Consider the following 21,173-nt stretch of genomic DNA (forward strand, 5'->3'; position numbering starts at 1 on the left):
TTAATGTATTCCTGCAATATGTCCTTATCCTACGACAAGCCCCACATGAAGTCCATAATAAAGTCGAAACGGCGATATCGCTTGGCGTGCGCCAAAAAACCTTGATCGCCAATTGTTACGGCTTTCCGGAACAACGACGCGTTGTGCCCGATCGACATGGCGCAATGATGAGTCGGCGCTTCCGCGAACCATTGCGTCATGTAATCGAATTGAATGTTCGCTTTCTTGAATTCGGCAGCGGACCAAGAGCCCGCGAAGCTCATCGCGACTTTGCCGGTCGTCATAGTCGAATGGATGAGAAATTGGTCCTCTTGATGCAAAAAGCCCTGCTATCGGATTCGATAGCAAGGCTCGGTGAACGCTGGAACGCATGCCATTCATGCTGTTAGGAAGATTGTCTGACGATCAACTCGAAAGGCAACGTGATTTTGACGGGCATCGGATATTGCTTCTGGCTCATGTCGAACAGCGTCTTCGCGCTCCTCCTGCGACGTTTTTGCGCCAAACGTTATCCTTCATCGTCATAATACCGAACTTGCTCTCCTGTCACGATTGCGACCCAAGCTCCGTCTTCGTCCGCCGAGCGCATCTCTGCGCGCACCAGTTCGATCGTGCCTCGCGTATCTCGGCCGGCGGCCGTGACGATCGGAAGTCCGGCTACCAATCGCTCTACGAAGTGCTTGAGCTGATAGTAGTAACCCATATCCGCCGACAGCTCCGGCGCATAGCCGGCTCCTTCGTTCGGATTAACCCGCACGACGCCGTCTTTGAATAAGATATTCCCGCGTTCGAAGTTGACGCGGTACGTCATTTCGAAGCCGAAGTCGCCTTGCAGCGTCCAGTCCGCTTGCGCGTTCACGACTTGCCCGCCGGCGTATCGGTAGTGAGCCGAAACCAGATCGTAGCCGCTCCCCGGCACGACGTTGCGACCGACGGCGGATACCGCTTGCGGCATGCCGAACAGCCAGTACACCATATCCGCATCGTGGACGTGCATGTCCATGAGCGCGCCGCCGCTCTTCTCCTTCTGCAACAGCCACGGCCCCCAAGTCGGCGTCGCGCCTCCCCGGAAGAAGCAAGCGTTCGTCACCTCGCCGAACTCGCCGCCTTCGATCGCTTCCTTCAGCCGTACATACGCCGGCCAGAACCGGAGACATTGTCCGATCATTAGCTGCTTGCCGCTTCGCTCCGCCGCGGCGAGCATATTGTCGCAAGCCTCCTGCGTCAGCGCCATCGGCTTCTCGCATAGCACGTGCAAGCCGTGCTCCAAGCACTGCACGGCTACTTGCTCGTGCAAGAACGTAGGCAGCGTGATGTCCACGGCGTCCAGTTGCTCGCCCGCCAGCATGTCCGCGACGCTTGTATACTTCTTGAATCTGCCAAAATCGATCGCGCCGCCGACGGTCTCGATATTGCCCGCCGTCGCGGGACCCTTCAGCTTCTCCGGATCCATGTCGCATAGCGCGACGACTTGAATGTCATGTCCTTCTTGCTCTAACCGCATATAATTCTCGAGATGGGTATTGCCCATGAACCCAAGACCGATCAGTCCGATTCGCAGCATTACTTATTCCTCCCCAGGATCGCGTCCATCGCGCCGGATGTATTATGAACGATCTGCTGAGGCTGTTGCCTATAGCCCGGGATCATCTCGGCGATAACGTACCCGTCGTAGCCGATGCCTTTAAGCGCGGATACGACCGCCTCGTAATCGACGTCTCCCGCCAATAAGTCGACGAAGCCGTGCAACCCGCCCGCGTCCCGGCGATAATCCTTGAAATGCACCTTCTTGATGCGATGGCCGAGAATCGGAATCCAATGCTCCGGATAGCCGGAGTAGATGACGTTGCCGACGTCGAAGTAAGCGCCCACGTATGGCGAGCCGATCGCGTCAATGAAGCCCCGCATCTCGAGCGGAGACAGCAGGAACTTGTTCCACACGTTCTCGATTCCGATGCTAACGCGCTGCGCTTCGGCTTCCGCCGCTAGGCCCGACAACGCCTCGAGCGCGTAATCGTACGCACGGTCGTACGGTACGACCTCCGAACCTGGAATGAAGTCGACGCCGACCGCGCCGGGAACGACGAGAATCGTGTCTACGCCGAGGACGGACGCCGATTCGAGCTGCTTTTTCACGATGTCCCGCGCCTTCGCGCGAATGCTCGCGTCAGAGCTCGTCAGCGAATAATCCCAATACAGTCCGCTTGCCAAGCTCGTCAGCTCGATGCCCGTATCCTCGGCCGTCTTGCGGATTTCCAGCAGCTCGCGCTCCGTGCAATCCAAGCCGAGCTCCCCCGTAGCGCCGAGCGCCGGTTCTATACCCTCGAAGCCGGCCGTTTTAGCGAGCCGGATCGAATCCGCGAGCGACATGCCCCCGGGAAACGACCAAATATTGATCCCCTTTTTCATCCGTCGTTCAACTCCATTCCTTATGATAGTGTTGATTATAGACGAGGACCAAGGGCGCGCATTTAGCAATTCAGCCGATAGATTTGTACAGATCGCGAGGGCGATGCTACAATCGTTTTTAACAGGGAGGCAGAAGCATGGAATTCGTCAGAACCGCGCTTGCGGAATCGCTCAAGGTCGATCAACTGATCTCGTTCCATTACTTCGAATACGCGAACGGCTTCGTGTTCGATGGAGAGCAGCACGACTTCTGGGAGCTGCTGTACGTCGACAAAGGAAGCGTGGAAGTGCGCGCGGACGACCGGACGTACGAGCTGAAGCAGGGCCATATGATCTTCCATAAGCCGGACGAGTTCCATACGGTGCGGGTTCAGCCCCATCATAAGCCGCCGAATCTGGTCGTGATTTCTTTCGAATGCGCTTCTCCCGGAATGAACGCGTTGCAGGACCTCGTGCTGACGCTTAGCGACGCGGACCGGCATTGGCTCTCGCTCGCCGTCCAGGAAGGGTTTCGCGCGTTCGCGCCTCCGTTCGACGACCCGTCGGAGCACCGGCTTATCCGCAATCCGGAAGCGCCGTTCGGCAGCGAGCAATTGATGCGGTCCTACTTGGAAATCCTGCTCATTTCGCTCGTCCGAGCCTGCCAGACCGCCGAAGCGGACAAGCCGTCGGCCAAGCTGACCAACGTGTATAAGACGAACTTCGAGCAGGAGCTCAGCGACCGCATCGTCGATTATCTGCGGCGGAACCTGTCCGAGCCGCTGTCCCTAGAAGTGCTCTGCAAGCAATTCCATGTCGGCAAAAGCCGGCTGAAGCAAATTTTCCACGACCGTTTCCGTTGCGGCATTATGGAATATTACCGGACGCTCAAGTTCGAAGAAGCGAAGACGCTCATCCGGGAACAAAAATATAACCTGACCGAAATATCGGCCAGGCTTGGTTATTCGAGCATTCATTATTTCTCTAGGGAATTCAAGAAAAACGCCGGCATGTCTCCGTCCGAGTACGCCAAAACCGTTAAGATGAAGACGGGGATGACTTAGTCAGCGCCTCATCGATATCAAGAGCAAGATCATGCAGTCCCGCTGGAATATCCGCATCGTTGCCATGCACGATGCCTTGGAACTTCATTTCAATCGTTTTATCCCACAGGGCCGCGATTTTGTTAATTACCGCCTGATCGGCATGCGTCCCATTTTGCGCCTCATCCATATAAAATGCGAGCTTCGGATCGGCAGTCTTTCGCAGCTCGTTAGCTATGCTAGGACTTGTTGGAATTTCCGCTTTGCCAAGCTGCAGCGTCGTTTCGTTCACTTGCATCGACAAGTAAGAAACAAACTCCTATGCGGCGGATTTATTGATAGCCGTTCGCGATACCGCAAACCCGCTGTACCAGCCTGGTATCGTTCGCTTCGTACCCTCCATATACGGCAACGGTAGCAACCCGATGATCGACGGATCTTCTTGTTTATCGTCGATCGCCGGGAAATTCATTCCTACGCCGAAAATCATCGCTGTATTTCCTGGAGCGAAACTCCCGTTCGATGATCGTACAACCGGGATTTCCGCCGCATCGCTGCCGCTTAAGATGCGAGTTGCCCGAATCGCAAGCTCGTTCTTTCGGCGTTGCTTTGCTTTTTGGTTATTGTTATCAGTTATCCTGAATAACCCTTATTGCGTCAAAGGAACCGCCCGATCCCCAAGATCTTACGCCGATCTTGCCGGATGTATATTGCGTATCTTGCCCGGATCCGAGAGTTACGAATGAATTACCGAAGTCCGTCGAGATCGAAGCGGTCAATCGGCTTCCGTTCATATCGAGCCTAGTCAGGTAGTACGTATTGGCCTCATAAGGATAGTACCCCGATGCGATCTGCGTCCAGCTGCCGCCGTTGTTTTTCCAAATCCACCACTTCCGATTGCCCGAAGTATCCTTCTTGAATTCAAGCTGGTAATAGTGACTATTATCTTGGACTCTGCCGAGTAGACAGACGCCTCCATTGGTTACATCCGCAAGCTTTAGATAGCCCTGTACATAATAATTCGACCAACTCGATCCGGCTAGGGAAGTATTGTCTCCCGTGCTAGTCTTCTGATACTCCTTGGTGTTGCCCGCCGGTTGGAACACTTGCCAGGTTCCACCGTCCGTCGTCCAGCCAGCCGCATTTTGTCCGATCGTACCGTTCTCGAAATCGTTAAAGAACAACTGCACGCCGCTATTACCCGTAGAAGTCGCGGTTCCTACGAATGTCGTAATGCTTTTTGCATTAAGCGTAACGTTAAGCGCATTGCCGCCCGTAACGCTTACATTGGATAGAGCCGCCATGCTTTCGGTCGCGGACGTACGGTAGGGAGTGACCGAGGATGCCGTGAAACCGTTCAGCGAGAAGTTGATGCTTTTATTAGAGCCGCTATCGTTAATGGCAACCAATACGAATTTTCCGTCGGATTTATTCTTATAGGCCGTCAAATAAACATCCGTAGCCGGATTGGAATCTGCGCCGATTCTGACGTAGCCAGGTCTAATGAAACGGCTGAAGTTGGCGATAGCATACAGTCTCTTTTGAACCGTATACGTGTTAGCGCTCGGATTTAAGTTGTTAATCAGCGCCTCGCCGTCGTTTTTAACGGTAACGCCCCACCAATAAAGCCAAGCGCTCGCATTGCTAAGCATATGGCTATTAATCAGCTTCGCCCAATAGAGCTGGTCATCGAGGGTATTGTTATTAGGCCCCATGTTACCGACTTCGGTCTGCCAAAATTTCTTATTCTTACTTAACGTAACCGGTAAAGCGCCCGTACCGGCATCGTAGGCATGCGTCCCCGTAATATCCAATCGCGAGCTTGCTGTTCCGTCGTTTAAAGAAGATACGGCGAGACTTTCCTCCCACCCGGCGGACTCTCCCACAATGACCTTCGAAGTGATATTGTTGTTATCGAACGTAGCAATTAAATTATTGTTAATAAAATCACGGAATTGGTTGCCCGTCCAGTCGCTCGAAGAATAGTACGTATCGTTATTAGGCTCGTTCGCGAGGGAGATCGCATAGAGGTCGATACCGAACTTCGACTTATAGTCCTTAATATATCTAGCGAGGTAATCGGCATAAGCCTGATACATATCCGTTCTTAAGCTTCCGCCATGCTCCACGGTACCGTTCGTCTTCATCCAGCCAGGAGGACTCCATACGGTGCTGAAGAACCTGTTAACTCCGCGGGTTTTGGCCTGATTCATGAACCATAGCTGATCGTCATTCAGAACATCCGTATTAAAATTTCCTTGCGTCGGTTCAATTGAGGTATGCGGCCAGCTGGCTACGTCGTTCCATGTTCCGCTGTCTCCCACGTCGTTTCTTATGATAGATAATCCTGCTCCGTTTGTCGTAGAGAACAGCAGGTCCAACACTTGGTTCTGAACGGTCGAGTTGCTTTGCTGCAATTGATAAGCCTGGTGGAACGCCCCCGAAACGCCGAAGCCGTCGATTTCTTGGTTTTCGACATTCCAGTTCACCGTTGCCGTACCGTCCGCGGCATAAGTCGTTGCGTTCCCGAGCGTTAGCGTCGAAAATACGAGTAATGCGGATGCCATGCTGAACACCGTTTTTTTCATGGTTTTCCGATAAAACATTATTCATTCGCTCCTCGCTTTAATTGAATTTATTTTTCTGAATTAAATGGACCGCAAAGGGCTGTAATCCAAATGCCCCCGTAAGCAAGCTCCCGGATATGAGCTCGTTAACGCTTTGTTTAAAATAAACGTTAACCGGCTTATTCATATAGTTCATAAAAATGTAAATATCCCCGCTATGATGCGCTCTCTTAACGACCTCGATTTCTTTGGGCACTTCAACCCAATCAGATAGGTCACCCTCTATGCCTAGGTCCTCTAAAATAAGATCGGTGATCTCGACTGTTGGCATCGTGCCGCAATAGATAACCTTTCCCTTCCCGACTGAAACTTTAGAAATAGCCGTCTCATGCGCATAGTAATCAGAGGTGTATCGGGCGACGATCTCTGCGTTCGCCGCGGTCAAAGCTAGCATTTCATTAAAGGTAACAGTTCCGGTAGCCTTGCCATTGCTTTCGAACCGTACTTCCACTTTGTCGGATTCATCCAACATCGTGAAGTCTCTCACTTCGATTCCGGCAAGCTCTCTTAGTAATCCAGGGAATGGTAGCATGCGGGCTTTGTTCTCCCTGCTCTTGTAGCCGCATCTAGGCCCTAGAACAAGGATGCCTCCCTCCTCGACGTAAGCGGTAAGTCTCGCAATATCCTCCTCATCCAGCATTTGCGCGTTTACGCAAAAGATGATCTTGTAAGGCTTCAACTGCGCGGCTTGCAGCGATTGGGCGTGCGGGAGAACGTCCGTCATAATGTGCCTTTCGTTTAACGCTTGATAGACCTTCTCTTCGCTTCGCCACATTTGTTGTCCGATATATCCTTCGATCTTGCAGTTGCTGTCGTTATCGTAATCGTAAAGGATGGCCGCATCCGACTTGCATGCGCTTTCAATGATGAGCTGATTCACCTCCTTCAGCTCGCGCCCAAGCTGCCCTGCTTCGTCTAATCGCCTGTTAGGTTGGTTGCCGTATTGGTTCAACCCATGCCACAAAGACTCGGCCCCGTACGGACAGGTTCTCCATCGGAAGAACAGCAATCCGTCCGCACCGTGAGCGATGGATTGCCATGCCCACAATCGCATCTGCCCAGGCTTGGGCGTTCGGTGCAAATAGTCCGATACTTTGTCTAGCAGTACGGATCCCTATTGTCCTCCGGGCCCGGCTTGCTGCTCAAGAATGACGAATTTCGAAGACAGGCCTCTCACGCGGCTGAGTCTCATGCTGAAGATTCGATCCCTGAAATGCTCGGGACTGTCTTGCCGCTGCATTAGCGCGAAAGCTGGATACGAATCGAACGAGATAAAATCGAGCGATTGCTCCGTCAGCTTATGGTAGTCGATATTATCGAATAGGCCATTATGCGTGACGAAAGCTTTCGGATTGGCAGCTTTGAGAATGTCGGACTGCAGCTTCGCGAATCCAATGGCGGAATCGGAGATGAAGCGATAGAAGTCCAACAAGTGACCTGGGTTATGATAGGTAACAGTCGGGCGAGGCAGGCAGATCTGATTCCAATCCGTATAGGTCTGCGCCCAAAAAGCGGTCCCCCACGCCGCGTTTAACGCGCCCAAGTCGCCGTATTTGACGTTACACCATTCCCGGAATGCGTCATGATCGCTATCCGCAAAGCTCACATCCATGTGACAATTCAGCTCGTTATCGATCTGCCAGCCGATAACGCTCGCGTTATTCTTGTAATGCTCCGCGATTGCCGTTACGACCTTCATGCTGCGCTCAAGGATCACCTCGCTTGTATAATTGGCATGCCGGCGTGATCCGTGCTGCATGACATGGCCATAGAAATCTAGTCTTAGCACTTCGGGATATTTAAAAGTTAACCATGCAGGCGGCGCATAAGTAGGCGTGCCCAGGATTACTTTTAGGTTGTTTTGGGCGGCTAGCTCAATCGCCCGATCAAAGAGCTCGAAGGAATAAACATCCTCCTCCGGCTCCCAAATGTTCCAAGCGGTCTCCCCCATGCGAACGACATTCATCCCTAACTCCCGCATCCTGCGAAAGTCTTCCTCCCATAGCTCCTCGTCCCAATGCTCGGGATAATAACAGACGCCATATAGAAACTTATCCGTCCTGAACGTCTTGTGCTGATTAATCAATTCCTATTCCTCGCTTTCGACTATCCCTTAACCGCTCCGACGATAAGACTCTTCTGAACTTGATTGCTCAAGATGGAATAGATCAGTATCGTGGGTAATGTGGCTACAACCAGACCCGCACCGATGGGACCCCAAGCTGTAGAGTATTGGCCGACCATCGTCTGGATGCCTACCGTTATCGTCTTCAAGGAGGCCGAATTAACGAAAGTTACGGCGAACATTAGCTCATTCCAAGAAGAGAGGTAAGTAAATATAGCAATCGTGGCCAATGCGGGCGTTACTAGCGGCGAGACGATTTTGAATAAAATTTGATAAATATTGCAGCCATCGATACAAGCGGCTTCCTCGAGCTCCTTCGGAATGCCTTTCAAAAATCCCGAGAAAATAAACACGGCCATTGGGATGGCGAACACGGTATAGGGAATAATCAACGCCCAATAAGAATCTAGCAGGCTTAATTTTTTCAATATTATGAAAATAGGAAGCAGAGCCGCATGCTGAGGTACCATCAACCCGAGCAGCAGCAGCGTTAACGCCGCTTTGCTGAGCTTCCACCTCATTCTAATAATGGCGTATGAGGTTGTTAGAGCCAGGAAGCAGGCGGCTATTATCGTAATCCCCGTTACCAGCACGCTATTCTTAAAATAGATGCCCACCTTTGCTTGAATCAACGCTTCCTTGTAATTCCCCCACAGAAAGCGATCGGGCAAACCGGCGACGTTTCCTCCGAAAATCTCGTTGTTGTCCTTTAGAGAGAATAGCACTAGCCAGATTAGCGGATATAAGCAAGTAACCATGCCGATGATCAGGACGACATTCAGCAATAAAGATTTTGTTTTCATTTCTTTCCACCCGCAGTCTATTATTCGCTCTTAAACATTTTTTGTAGGATTAAGGTGAAGATTAAGCACTCGGCGATAATGAAGATGGAAATCGAGCTGCCATAACCGTACTGGTACTGATCAAAGATCGACTTGTACATCAACGTGCTGGGCACTTCGGTCGCATGCAGCGGACCGCCTCTGGTTAAGACGTAAACCAGGTCAAAGATTTTTAAGGATCCAATTACGGCAAAAGTCAGGCAAACCTGGATCATTGGCTTAATCATCGGAATGGTGATCTTAATCGCGGTCTGAGTGCCCGTAGCTCCATCGATTCGCGCGGCTTCATAGATTTCTTCCGACACGGATTTGGCCGAGGCGTACAATAATAGCATGTGGTAGCCGGTATACTGCCATAAGATCGGAACGAATGCGGAGTAAAGCGCTTTGCTTGATTCTCCTAGCCAATCCGAAGCTAAGGAGTCTAGACCGATTCCGTGCAGAAAGGAATTAAACAACCCATAATCCGGGTTATAGATTTTCAACCAAAGCTGTCCGATAACCACGGTCGACATAATAACCGGAATGAAATACACCGTTCGGTAGAAGCCTTCGCCCCTCATCCCGCGCGCCAACACCAAAGCTATAATCAAAGCAATCGGAAGCTGCACGAACACCGAGAGCAGCAGCAGAATAATGGAGTTACCTACGGACTTGCCGAAACCGTCCGTAGAGTGAAACAACAAATCGTTATAATTTTTAAGACCGATGAAAGCTCCCTTTCCTATGCCATTCCAATCTAACAGGCTGTAGTAGCCGGATAAGAAAATCGGAGCAATGATTATTACGGCAAACAGGATGAGCGTAGGCAGAACGAATAGTCCGATTGCCCTTTTGTCTCCAAGTACCTTATCCATGGTTCTCCTCCTTCCGCAAGGACGGCCCCGCATTCAGGGACCGTCTTTGCAAAAAGTTGTGCTAGTGAAAGCTGTTATTGTTTACTTGAATTGATTTTTTGCATCTCCACGGCATAAGCATCCGGGGTTATTTTTCCGTCAAAGACTTGGGCTACTAGATTTTTGTGCGTATCCGCATCTTTGCCTTCGAGGAAAATATCCCACCACATAACCGTGTTCGTTGCGTTCTTCATCATGTCCATCGTTTGCTTCGTCAGCGGACTAATCTTACTCTCGTCTACGCCCGATACTTTCCAGCTCGGAAGGCCCGCACCCGCTTCATACAGCTTGTTGGACATTTGTTCGGTTAAAAACTTGATAACTTTGACAGCTTCATCTTTGTGCTTCGTGTTGGCGCTTACCCATAGAGCATCAATCGCACCGCCGAAGAACTCATCCGAGGTTCCCTTACCTCCATCGATTGTCGGGAACGGAATGGCGATAACTTTGCCTTTGACCAACGAATTCTCGTCTTCGACGGAGCCGCCCAGCCAGTTGCCTTGGAAGCACATAGCGGCTTTTCCTTGCGTGAAGTCGCTCACCATTTCGTTGTAGCCGTTCGAGAATAGGCTCGTATTAAACGCCTTGGCATCAACAAGCTCTTGCAGCTTGGCTGCCGCGTCTTTGTAAGGTTGCGTATCGAATGAGGCCGTGTTACTTAAGGCGTTTTGAACATCTTGAGCACCTGCGGTACGAATCGCCATAATGTCATACCAGTACATGCCCGGCCACAGATCCTTCTCTCCCACAGTGATCGGCGTAATCCCTTTCGCCCGGAATGCCTTTACCGCGTCGAGCAGTTCGTTGAACGTCGTCGGGACTTTGATGCCATTCTGATCGAACATCTCTTTGTTTACGTACAAGGAAGCGACCGATAAGCTCGTAGGCAGACCGTACACTTTGCCGTCGTAGGTTACGTTCGTCAACGAGCCAGGCAAGAGCTTATCGCTTGTGCCGTCCGTCAAATAATCATCTAGAGGAAGCACCGCATTGGCTTCTACGAAAGGCTTGGCGAAACCCGCTCCCCAAGCGTAGAAGATGTCCGGGGCTTCGTTAGCCGCGATCGCCGTTTTGATCTTCGTCTTGTAGGACTCTCCGTCGATGCCGTCGTCTTCGACCTGAATGTCCGGGTTGTTCTTGTTCCATTCGTCGATCGCGGCACGAAATGCTTTGGTATTACCGTCGTTCGGGGAAGCCCACTGATGCCAGAGCTTCAAGGTTACCGGTTCCGCCGATTTCGACGGCTCTGTCGTTACCGCTGCCGATGAAGGCGCTTCCAATGACGAGCCGGAATTGTTTTTATTGGACCCGCATGCGCTTAGACCGATAACCAAACTCGTTGCCATTACCAGAGTAGCTGCCTTAGTTGTAAACCCTTTCACAAAATAGACCTCCTTAGTTAATTGTTTCTCTTGCTTCACTCAATTTACCAATTTCGACAAGCCTATTCGATTCAATATTTTGACGTAAGGTTTCATTATTTTTGCATGCGTTCGGCGCGCAATTTAAAGACGGTTGACGCTAAGCCAACCGTCAAAGCTACATTTTTCTATAGTCGTTGATCGATTTTCCCGTGAATTTTTTAAACACGATGCTGAAGTAGTGGGGATCGGGAATCCCGACTTTTTCTCCGATCTGATACACCTTCATATCCGTTTGCTTAAGCAGCTCTATCGCTTTTTCCAATCGAATTCTCGTCAAATATTCAACGAAAGTCTGCCCTGTCTCCTGTTTAAACAAGCGGCTCAGATGGCTTTGATTCAAATAAAAGGCTTTTGCGATTCCGGAAGGAGACAACTCGGCATCCGCCATATTGTCGGCCAAATGCTCCTTGATCTGTCTAACGACAATGTTGACTTTTTTCGTATTCAGACCATTAATTTGAGCGATGATGCCCAAACTCATTTCCTTCAAATATTGTTTGATCTCAGGCAACGTATCCGATTTCAAGACGGATTGGAACGGTTGCAGCCTGTCCACCCACACGGCCGAGTGGTTGATGCCTAATTCGTTAAGAACGTGCAAGCAAGCGGATACTGCATCCAGGGCAACTAATCGAATGCCGTCCAGTGTATGATTCGGCATATTGCCGAATTCCTTAAATAGCTCCTCGATGGAGTGCTGCGCCTTGTCGGCTAATCCGGTCTTGATATAAAACTTTAATTGATCTAGTCCCTCCGGTTGGGGAGCAGCATGATCTTCAGCCAGGAAAACCAATTCATCGTAGCTGACGACCTGATTTTTGCCGACGATGATTTTATACTCGAGCGCTTCTAGCGCATTTTTGTACGAGTGTTTTAGATTTTTCAAATCTCCGACTCTATTACCGATACCGATATTCACGACGCATGGTAACCGGTCGATGAGCATGCCCTTGATCGATTCGCAGCAATCGACCATATCCGCAGTAGGATCGTTGCATAAGAGAACTATCCGTTTATCGTTCTCGGAATAGCTATGGATGAACGCATAGTCCTTAAAGTGTTGGTCGATTAAGTCCTTGCATTGCAATCCGAATAGAAGTCTCTGCTCTTCTCCCGGATGGTCTACTAAATCCGAACCCTCGGCCTCCAAGATTGCAATCTGATAATGCTCGACTTCCCTCTGAAAATTCAAATGATAATAAGCCAATGACTCCTTTAGTTCCTCACTGTCAATATCCTGATGGACCAATTCGTGTAGGAACTTTTCTTTTAAGAACGGAAGATGTTCCGTCAACCTCTTCTTTAATGCTTCGAGCTCGCGCTTTTTGCTATTCTCTTCTCCCAGCTTTTCCTTAAGCTTGAGAGCGACGCGCTCGATCTCTTGCCCGTTAATCGGCTTTAGCAAGAAATCCGAGATTCCCGCGTTGATGCTTCGCTTCGCATATTCGAACTCTTCATGGCCGGTCAGCACCACGATCTTCACATGAGGACGCCCGGCCAACACCTGAGCGCTAAGCTCGATACCATCCATAACGGGCATACAGATGTCCGTTATTATAATATCGGGTTCATACCGCTCGACCAAAGCAAGCGCCTCGCGAGCGCTCGAAGCCTCGCATACGATTTCCATGCCGAGCTCCGCCCACCGGATTCTATTCTTGATTAAGTCTCGAATGAGAACTTCATCGTCTACGAGCATGATTTTGATCATTTAGATGGCATCCTCGTTTCTCTCCGCATTAGGGATCTTGATGGTCACCTTGGTTCCGCTTCCGACGCGGCTTTCGAACGTGCAAATTTGATCGACGCCATAGAAAATACGCAACCGTTCCAACGTTCCTTTAACGCCAAAGCTAGCTGCGTTGGCATTCAGTTCGTCATCCAACAGCTTGCGCAGCGATTCCTCGCTCATTCCCGCTCCGTCATCCTCCACCGTTAGCAAGATGAAGTCCGGGGCGTACTTGGCGCTTATTTGGATCGTTCCGGGTTCCCCCTGGGCTCTGATTCCATGATACAAGGCGTTCTCGACAAGCGGTTGGAGAATAAGCTTGAGAATTTTTCGATCCAGCACACGCTCATCAATATCGAAGCTGACGTCGAACATGTCTCCGTACCTAATCTTTTGAATCTTTAAGTAATTCCGCACGCCTTCGATCTCTTCCCCGATGGTGATAACTTCTTTCCCCTTGCTCAAGCTGATTCTATAATACTGGCCCAAAGCTTCAACGATCTCGCTCACGGCCTCCGTTCGGCCCGAGATCGCTAGAGAATTGATTGAATCGAGCGTGTTGTATAGAAAATGCGGTCTAATCTGGGCTTGCAACAAATTCAATTCGGCTTTTCTCTTGAAATTATGCTCTTCGATAACCCGCCCGATCAGCTTCTGGATTTCATGGATCATCATATTGTAGCCGTCTCTTAGTCTGCCGATCTCGTTGTGGCCTGCTTTAATATCGACTTGCTTGAACTCTCCTCTTTCGATGCTTCTCATGGACCTTAACAGCTTCTTAATCGGATTGGTGAGTATACGCGAAATAAAGATGGAACCAATGAATAACAAAATTCCATTCACGAGAATAATGAGAAGACCGACCCAACTAACGGATCTCGATTCGCTTAATAACTCTTCAATGGGCATTACGCTAACTAACTTCCAGTTGTTATTACTATCGTGAAGATGGGAGTAGAGGTACTGCGCGCCATTTCGCTTCTCGATTCTCGAATCGTATTCTTTCATGCCCGATAGAGAAAGATAGTGCTCCATATCACGCACGCTAGCCTCGCCGGACTTCACGATGCTTTCATCGTTCTCGTCCAATAAGGTAACGTCGGTCTTATATTTGTCGAGGATATTATTGTAGGATAGCTTGAAAGCGGATTCACGAATGTTCAGAATGAGAATGCCGATAGGCTTGATACTATTAAGATCCCGTACGACTCGAATCATAGAAACGAAGTTGCTATTCGTGTCTCTGGTAAACGCACCGCCGCCGTTTAGCTTCAGAATGTAAGATCCTTGATGCTCAAGCACCTCGTTGTACCAGCCGGCGTCTTTGATGTCGCTCAGGTTAAATTGATTAATGCCTAAGTTGCCCACCATATATTCATTCGAATGGCTGTCGAAAAAATAAACGGACTCGATCTGAGGTACCGCTTCGATTAAGTGAACCAAGTATTCATGGACTCGCTTCTGCGTAACTAAGTCCGTATAGATGTTGCCGCTACGCAACGTATACTGTAAATCGTCATTGGCTAACGTCATTTTTGAATAATTATTGAGGTTGTCGATCGTCTGTTCCACGCTAGTCCTAATAGAATATAAGTTCTGCATGGACACTTCGCTGATCTTGTCAGAGGTTATTCGATAATAAATTTGTTGATAAAGCAATGTGCACAAGGCAATGGAGAAGACCAAAATAATAATGTAGAAAATAGCCATACGATTCGTAATACTCAAATTTGATGCTCTTTGCTTCATGAATCTTAGTGGGCTATCTATGAATCGCAACAAAGCGATGTCCCCTTTTTCCATTGGCCTTATAGGAAGCCCTATTCTCCCTAACATTCTATCATCATAATATAATGAACAAGCATTAATGCAAAAGAAGAGAAAACAGCCGTCGCAGAGAAATCCCCGTGATAACTGTTTTCTTCAATTTACCAATATCGACCGACCTATTCGATTCAATATTTTGACGAAAGGTTTCATTATCTTTGCATGCGTTCAGCGTGCAATGAAGCTCAAGCACCTGCGCTGATTCGATTTTCATAAAAAAGCGCACAAGTTCAATGAACTTGTGCACCGCTATTGCTTCAATTGGATGTGAGTAATAGTTATAGATGAGACAAAATTGTAGCAAAAACAGGTGGAATTATGGCTACGGTTGAGATTTTATATATTGTCAATTGAGATTTGTCAATTGAGATTTATTGAAATTATTTTGGGTACAAATGAGATTAATCGAAATAGGCTACACTAACATCTGTAACCCATTTTTTAGCAGCTACATTCACCTTCGATTCAATTAATCAAAAAGGAGCTGGCACGTGGCTAGCTCCTCAGCTATCGTTTCCAGCTAGTCCGTTATTTGATCGTAACCGCCCGGGGCGCAACGAAACCGGTAGCTCGTCAAACAATCTGATATCCTTACTTGATTCCGGAAAGAACTGTTCGCCAGCCTTCGTATACCTTACAGCAGATGAATCTATGTACAACACAGGTCTTCCGTTCCTCCGTCGCTATGGCGTCTTCATGCTCTTACCTATCAAAAGCCTACTCGTTTCTATCCACGACCAAGGTATTTCCTAAATCGGGATTGTTACCTCCGAAAACGCCACGGTACGTTTCCTTAGCCTGGAATAGAACGGAAAAGTCCGGCCTTAGGAGTGGCCGAACTTGATCGCTTTCAACCGTTTCAAGATGTCGTTGCCGCCTCGACCGAAATAATCGTGCAGCTCCGTATATTCGCGGTAAAGCCGGTCGTATACGCTCACATGCTCCGGAATGGGCTTGAACGTTTCCTCCCGCACCCGGGCCATCCGCTCCGCCGCTTCCACGATGGAGTCGTACCCGCCCGCCACGGAGCCCGCCGCCACCGCTCCGAACATGGCCGCTCCGAGCGCCGCCGTCTGGGTCGAATCGGCGATTTTGATTTCCCGCCCGGTCACGTCCGAGTAAATCTGCATGAGCAACTTGTTGCGCTGCGGCAATCCACCACAGGCATATAATTCGTCCACGGTCACTCCGCTCCGAGTGAAAGCCTCGATGATTTGGCGCGTTCCGAACGCCGTCGCCTCGAGCAGCGTCCGGTAGATTTCCTCCGGCTTCGTCTGGAGCGTAAGCCCGACTACCACGCCGGTGAGATCGGCATCCATCAGCACAGAGCGGTTGCCGTTCCACCAGTCCAGCGCTAGAAGGCCGCTTTCGCCAGGCCGAGCTTTCGACGCCTGCCGTTCCAGCCATTCGTGCACGCCCATGCCTTCATCGGCCGCCTGCCGCTTCACGTACTCCGGCACAGCCTCTTCCACATACCAAGCGAAAATATCGCCCACCGCCGACTGTCCAGCTTCATACCCGAAATAGCCGGCGACAATCCCGTCTTCCACCACGCCGCAGATGCCTTCTGCGAGCACTTCCTTGTCGCTCAGCAGCAGATGGCATGTCGACGTACCCATCGCCATGACGAGTTTGCCAGGCGTCACGACTCCTACGGCCGGCACCATGGCATGCGCGTCGATATTTCCGACGGCCACGGCCGTTCCGGCACGCAGACCCATCATATCCGCCATGGAGTCGCATAGCTCGCCAGCCTTCGTTCCCAGCGCCGCGATCGGCCCTCTGAGTTTCACTTCGGTTAGCAGCTCTAACCGGGGATCTAGCATCCGGAGAAACGCTTTGGAAGGATAGCCTTCGCGCTTATGCCAGACGGCTTTGTAGCCGGCCGTGCAGCTGTTGCGGACGAGAAGGCCGGTCATCTGCATGACCACCCAATCCGCAGCTTCCATAAACATATCGGCCTGTTCGTAGATCTCCGGAGCTTCGTTCAGGATTTGCCACGCTTTGGCGAGCATCCATTCCGAAGACAACCTGCCGCCGTACAGGGGAAGGAAGGCTTCCCTCCGCAGGCCGGCGATTTCGTTGATCCGGTTCGCTTCTTCCTGCGCCGCGTGATGCTTCCATAATTTCACCCAGCTGTGGGGATTCTCTTCCCATTCCTTCCGCAAACACAGTGGAGTGCCCTCCGCATCCAGCGGCATCATCGTACAGGCGGTAAAATCAATGCCGATGCCGATCACGCTATACGGACTGACACCCGACAGGCGAAGTACCTCCGGCACCGAACGCCTCAGAACCTCCAAATAATCATCCGGATGCTGAAGCGCCCAGTCATGGCCGAGCTTCCGGCCGGAACCGGGAAGCGTCTCTTCGATCACGCCGTGGGGGTACGGGGTGACATGGGTTGATATCTCCTCCCCCGTGGCGATGTCTACCAGCAGTGCCCTTCCCGACTCGGTGCCGTAATCGACGCCGATGGCATAGAGCCGTTCCATATCTGATGCCCCTCTCTTATTTGTACAGCGGGCCGAATGCTGCGCAGGCGCGGTAGTCAGCTCCGACGGGCTCCAATCCACCGAATGCCGTCCAGGCGCTCGGCCGGAACACCCGTTCGTCCGGCACGTTGTGCATGCTGACCGGAATTCGGAGCATCGCTGCGAGCGTGATAAGGTCGCCGCCGATATGGCCATAGCTGACTGCCGCATGATTCGAGCCCCAGTTGTTCATGACGGTATAGACGTCCTTAAAAAGTTGTTCTCCCGTCAGGTTCGGCACGAACCAGGTCGTCGGCCAGGTCGGATTGCTCCTCTGGTCGAGCTTGTCGTGCACGTCATCCGGTAGCTCGACCGTGTAACCTTCAGCTAACTGCAGCACGGGGCCGACCCCGGCAACGAGATTGATGCGAGCCATCGTAACCGGCATGCCTTCGCGCGTAGTAAAGTCGGTAGAGAATCCGCCACCGCGGAAAAAATCGACCGCCGGGCACCACTTCGTCGCTTCCAGGCATTCCTTAACTTCAACATCCGTAATTTCCCAGAACGGCTTCATAGCCGGTTTGCCGTCTTGTGTCTGTCTTCCCGTGCCGTCTAAAGCGGCAGGGCCCGAATTGATCAGATGAATGATGCCCTGAGCAGTTGCGCCTTCCAGCGTATGTCCCGTCACGCGTTTGACCGCCTCAGGACTCCAATAAGTGCGTACGTCCGCGAAAATTTGCGCGGCATTCGTCAACAGATGTCCGAACAGCATCGTGACGCTGTTGAGCGTATCGTTCTCGGTTGCGAGCATGTAAGGCTCGCGGTTGCCATTCCAATCGAAGGAGGAGTTCAATATCGCTTCCATGAAATCGCCGGTCGGGAAGTAGTCCGTCCATGCGCGCTGTCCCTGGAAGCCGGCGGCGATCGCGTTATGGCCAAGCGCTTCCTCACCGTATCCCATTTGCGCCAGCTTCGGGTTGCCGATCATCAGATCGCGAGCGATCAGCGTCATTTTAACGACGGTTTCCCAATCTTTGGCCTTCTGCTCCTCCGAGCGTTTCAGACGTGGCGGATTCACGTCGGCACCGGGAATGCAGTGATCGCGCACCCAGGCTAACGCGTTCCGGTATTCCTCCTGGTCGTAAATGCCAAGCTCCATCCGGCGGACGAATTCTGTCATGTCGACATACTCGTTGCGGATGCCGAGATAACGCAAGAAGAAAGATTCATCCACGATGCAACCGGCAATCCCCATCGATACGGAACCCATGGACAGGTAGGATTTGCCCTGCATCGTCGCGACCGCCAGACCTGCCTTGGCGAATCGCAACAGCTTCTCCTTCACATCCGGCGTAATCTCCGTGTCGCCGATATCCTGAACGTCATGCCCGTAAATCGCAAAGGCGGGAAGCCCCTTCTGGTTATGCGCGCTCAATGCTGCCGCCAGATACACCGCGCCCGGACGCTCCGTCCCGTTGAAGCCCCAAATCGCCTTCGGCCTGGACGGGTGAGTATCCAGCGTTTCCGTCGGATAACACCAGGAAGGCGTCACCGAAAGGGTCAACCTCACATTCTCCCGGGTGAACTTCTCCTCGGTGCAAGCTGCTTCCGCGACTCCGCCGATGCAGGTATCCGCGATCACGCATTCCACGGGCAGCCCATTGCTGTGTCGCAAATTTTCCGATAAAAAGGCAGCAGCCCGCTTGGCCATTTCCATCGTAACGTCTTCCAGCGATTCGCGGATGCCCCCTCTGCGGCCGTCAATGATAGGGCGAATGCCGATTTTGGGCATGCTGCCCTGCAGTCGATTGTAGATTGCCGATTGGTTCATCTTTAATTATCCTCTCCAGATTAGGTGTGGCCGCGATGTCGCCTTCATTTCAAATGCCGTCCTGCTTCCAACTTATGGCCGATCGACGGAAATTCGGCAATACGCAATTTTGCGCCACCGTAAGGCACAAGCTCCAAATCGACGATCGGCTGGCCTTCCGTATTGGGATGCATCGGTGGCGTGCCGGCATTATTATCCTCCATTTTCCATTCGCGAACGAGCTGCCCCTTAGCCTTCAGGCGGACGGGCGAGTTACTCGCGTCGAAGGGCTGGTACGCAATGCGATCAGACAAAATGACTACGTATTCACTGTCGGCCAGCAGCCCGTATTTCCAGGCAGACCCCGGATAAACTTCCCAGTCGTGGAACTTATCCCGTTGCTTCAACAGCTGCCAGTTTTCCTCTACAGGGAGCGCATAGATGAGTGGCCCCCTTTCCACGCTCGCTGCGAGCAAATTTCGGGAGATGGTCTTCACCGTCATCGGAAGGTGCAGCGTCAATCGGTCTCCATCATTCCACTCCCGCTGCACCTTGGCATAACCGTTCAACGAATGCAATGCCATGGGCTCCCCATTCACCGACAGGGTCGGCTCCCGGCACCATTGAGGAATTCTCAGAGAAATCCCACATTCAACGGATCGGCTCAGCTCTAACCGCATCTCAATAGTCTCACGGAAAGGATAGCCGCCGCTCACCTCGATTCGAGCTTCGGCGGAGGCGCCGGAGACCCCGACTTGAGCCGTCACGAAACATGGCGCGTAAGAGACGGCGGCAAGTCCGCCGCTTCCATCCTGCATCCACATGTGCGAGACGAACTTCGGCCAACCTTGGTGCATATTCGACGTGCAGCAGCCGAAGTTCGGCTCCAGCCCGAACAGGTTCGCTTCCGCGTTATTGCACCAATTGCGCGGCGCAACATTGCATAGAATCTGGTTAACCTGTTGGTCGTACTGATGAGACGTCCAGTCCTTGGAGACCGTCGCAGGCAGCGCGTTAAACGTCACCTTCTCGAGAATGTCGCCGAAACGGCCTTCGCCGAACACTCTCGTCAGCTGCTCCATGGAGAACATATACTCCACGACCGCGCAGAGCTCTAAGCCTTGGCTTGGATCGGTACCGGACAGCCATTCGTCTCCCGAGAACATACCGTGGGCTTGCCCGTGATAGGTCATCAGGCTGTCGATTCCGCGATGAACCGCGGCCTGCTCACGCGGATCGCTGGTCAACTCATACCGCACGCCTGGCGCTTTAATACCCATTGCAACGTTGACCACATGCGTCTTCCAATCCCACTGGTCAACCTTTCGCCAGAAAGGAAAATCGTGAAATATATCCGTCCAGTTCGTCGTCTGTTCCGCAACGATCTCGGCCAGTTCCAACAGAAACTCCTCTTTCGTTCTGCGATGCAGCCACTGGATGGTCAGCAGCATCTCGGCGCCGCGGGCTTCCGCCCACCCCTGCAGCGGCTTATTTTCGATCAACCGCCGCACATAGCGAAAGTATTTCGTCAGAAACGGTATAACCCGCTCGTCTCCCGATGCTTCCGCATATTGCGTGATGACCTTCAGCATGATCATGTAATGCCACCAGTCAAAGTCTTTGTTGATCTCGGTATTCACGGTTTCTATCCGTTCCGGTCCGAACGAGCCGTCTTCCCGTTGGCTGGCAAGCGACCACTCCACCCAACGCTTCGCCTTGGCGAGCAGCCGCTCGTCCTCCAGCAAATAGGCCAGCGGCAACACCCCGTCCACATAATAGGGTCCGCGTTCCCAGCTTTCTCCTTTGCCGCCGAGCCAGCCGTTTTCTGGACCGACGTCGGCCCAGTGCTCCTCGAGATTTCCCGTCAATCCATCGGCCTGAATGCGCAATTGATCCCGAAGCCAACCGCTCGGCTTGATCGCTCCGAGCGGCAATGATTCGAATGCCGTTTTCCTTGTGCTCATGAATTTGGCCTCGCTCGTTCGTAT

The 21,173-nt window shown here is 51.6% G+C and carries 16 protein-coding genes and 1 pseudogene; 1 reads left to right on the top strand and 16 read right to left on the bottom strand.

Going from position 1 to position 21,173, the window contains the following annotated elements; translation table 11 throughout:
• Positions 1-29: 29 nt before the first annotated feature.
• The 3 genes from ACFPQ4_RS18640 to ACFPQ4_RS18650 form a co-directional block, all read right to left on the bottom strand.
• The gene (locus ACFPQ4_RS18640) at positions 30-320 is read right to left on the bottom strand and encodes a hypothetical protein (protein ID WP_378113405.1); all 291 of its coding nucleotides are present in this window, start codon (positions 318-320) and stop codon (positions 30-32) included.
• A gap of 188 nt (positions 321-508) precedes the next feature.
• Complete coding sequence (locus tag ACFPQ4_RS18645) at positions 509-1,564, bottom strand: Gfo/Idh/MocA family protein (RefSeq protein ID WP_378113406.1); 1,056 nt, start codon at positions 1,562-1,564, stop codon at positions 509-511.
• Positions 1,564-2,409 (bottom strand): sugar phosphate isomerase/epimerase family protein, encoded by an 846-nt coding sequence (locus tag ACFPQ4_RS18650; protein ID WP_378113407.1) that lies wholly within the window; start codon positions 2,407-2,409, stop codon positions 1,564-1,566. The genes ACFPQ4_RS18645 and ACFPQ4_RS18650 overlap by 1 nt, the downstream gene beginning before the upstream one ends.
• A gap of 137 nt (positions 2,410-2,546) precedes the next feature.
• On the opposite strand from ACFPQ4_RS18650, the gene ACFPQ4_RS18655 reads away from it, so the two are divergent.
• Positions 2,547-3,452, top strand: coding sequence for a helix-turn-helix transcriptional regulator (locus ACFPQ4_RS18655; protein WP_378113408.1), 906 nt, complete (start codon positions 2,547-2,549; stop codon positions 3,450-3,452).
• On the opposite strand, the gene ACFPQ4_RS18660 is transcribed toward ACFPQ4_RS18655, so the two are convergent.
• The 13 genes and pseudogenes from ACFPQ4_RS18660 to ACFPQ4_RS18720 form a co-directional block, all read right to left on the bottom strand.
• The gene (locus tag ACFPQ4_RS18660; protein ID WP_378113409.1) at positions 3,427-3,735 is read right to left on the bottom strand and encodes a hypothetical protein; all 309 of its coding nucleotides are present in this window, start codon (positions 3,733-3,735) and stop codon (positions 3,427-3,429) included. The two genes, ACFPQ4_RS18655 and ACFPQ4_RS18660, sit on opposite strands and share 26 nt — an antisense overlap.
• 15 nt (positions 3,736-3,750) lie before the next feature.
• On the bottom strand, positions 3,751-3,921 hold the full coding sequence (locus ACFPQ4_RS18665; protein ID WP_378113410.1) for a hypothetical protein: 171 nt from the start codon (positions 3,919-3,921) through the stop codon (positions 3,751-3,753).
• A 139-nt stretch (positions 3,922-4,060) separates the two neighbouring features.
• Positions 4,061-6,037, bottom strand: a complete 1,977-nt coding sequence (locus tag ACFPQ4_RS18670) for a glycoside hydrolase family 30 protein (protein ID WP_378113411.1) — start codon at positions 6,035-6,037, stop codon at positions 4,061-4,063.
• A 19-nt stretch (positions 6,038-6,056) separates the two neighbouring features.
• A complete protein-coding gene (locus ACFPQ4_RS18675) occupies positions 6,057-6,938 on the bottom strand; it encodes a beta-galactosidase trimerization domain-containing protein (RefSeq protein WP_378113491.1) in 882 nt (293 codons plus the stop codon).
• Between the two features lie 12 nt (positions 6,939-6,950).
• Positions 6,951-8,144, bottom strand: a pseudogene (locus ACFPQ4_RS18680) (beta-galactosidase); the annotation flags it as partial.
• A 20-nt stretch (positions 8,145-8,164) separates the two neighbouring features.
• A complete protein-coding gene (locus tag ACFPQ4_RS18685) occupies positions 8,165-8,986 on the bottom strand; it encodes a carbohydrate ABC transporter permease (protein WP_378113412.1) in 822 nt (273 codons plus the stop codon).
• Between the two features lie 20 nt (positions 8,987-9,006).
• Positions 9,007-9,882 (bottom strand): carbohydrate ABC transporter permease, encoded by an 876-nt coding sequence (locus tag ACFPQ4_RS18690; protein WP_378113413.1) that lies wholly within the window; start codon positions 9,880-9,882, stop codon positions 9,007-9,009.
• A gap of 74 nt (positions 9,883-9,956) precedes the next feature.
• On the bottom strand, positions 9,957-11,303 hold the full coding sequence (locus ACFPQ4_RS18695) for an extracellular solute-binding protein (protein WP_378113414.1): 1,347 nt from the start codon (positions 11,301-11,303) through the stop codon (positions 9,957-9,959).
• Between the two features lie 157 nt (positions 11,304-11,460).
• Positions 11,461-13,056 carry a response regulator gene (locus ACFPQ4_RS18700; protein ID WP_378113415.1) on the bottom strand — a complete coding sequence of 532 codons (1,596 nt, stop codon included), beginning with the start codon at positions 13,054-13,056 and terminating at the stop codon, positions 11,461-11,463.
• A complete protein-coding gene (locus ACFPQ4_RS18705) occupies positions 13,057-14,802 on the bottom strand; it encodes a sensor histidine kinase (RefSeq protein WP_378113416.1) in 1,746 nt (581 codons plus the stop codon).
• A 923-nt stretch (positions 14,803-15,725) separates the two neighbouring features.
• Complete coding sequence (locus ACFPQ4_RS18710; protein WP_378113417.1) at positions 15,726-17,396, bottom strand: ribulokinase; 1,671 nt, start codon at positions 17,394-17,396, stop codon at positions 15,726-15,728.
• A gap of 16 nt (positions 17,397-17,412) precedes the next feature.
• A complete protein-coding gene (locus ACFPQ4_RS18715; RefSeq protein ID WP_378113418.1) occupies positions 17,413-19,206 on the bottom strand; it encodes an L-fucose isomerase in 1,794 nt (597 codons plus the stop codon).
• 44 nt (positions 19,207-19,250) lie between these two features.
• A complete protein-coding gene (locus ACFPQ4_RS18720) occupies positions 19,251-21,149 on the bottom strand; it encodes a beta-L-arabinofuranosidase domain-containing protein (RefSeq protein ID WP_378113419.1) in 1,899 nt (632 codons plus the stop codon).
• Positions 21,150-21,173: the final 24 nt, after the last annotated feature.

Source organism: Cohnella yongneupensis (genome assembly GCF_042655785.1).
Classification (GTDB): domain Bacteria; phylum Bacillota; class Bacilli; order Paenibacillales; family Paenibacillaceae; genus Cohnella; species Cohnella yongneupensis.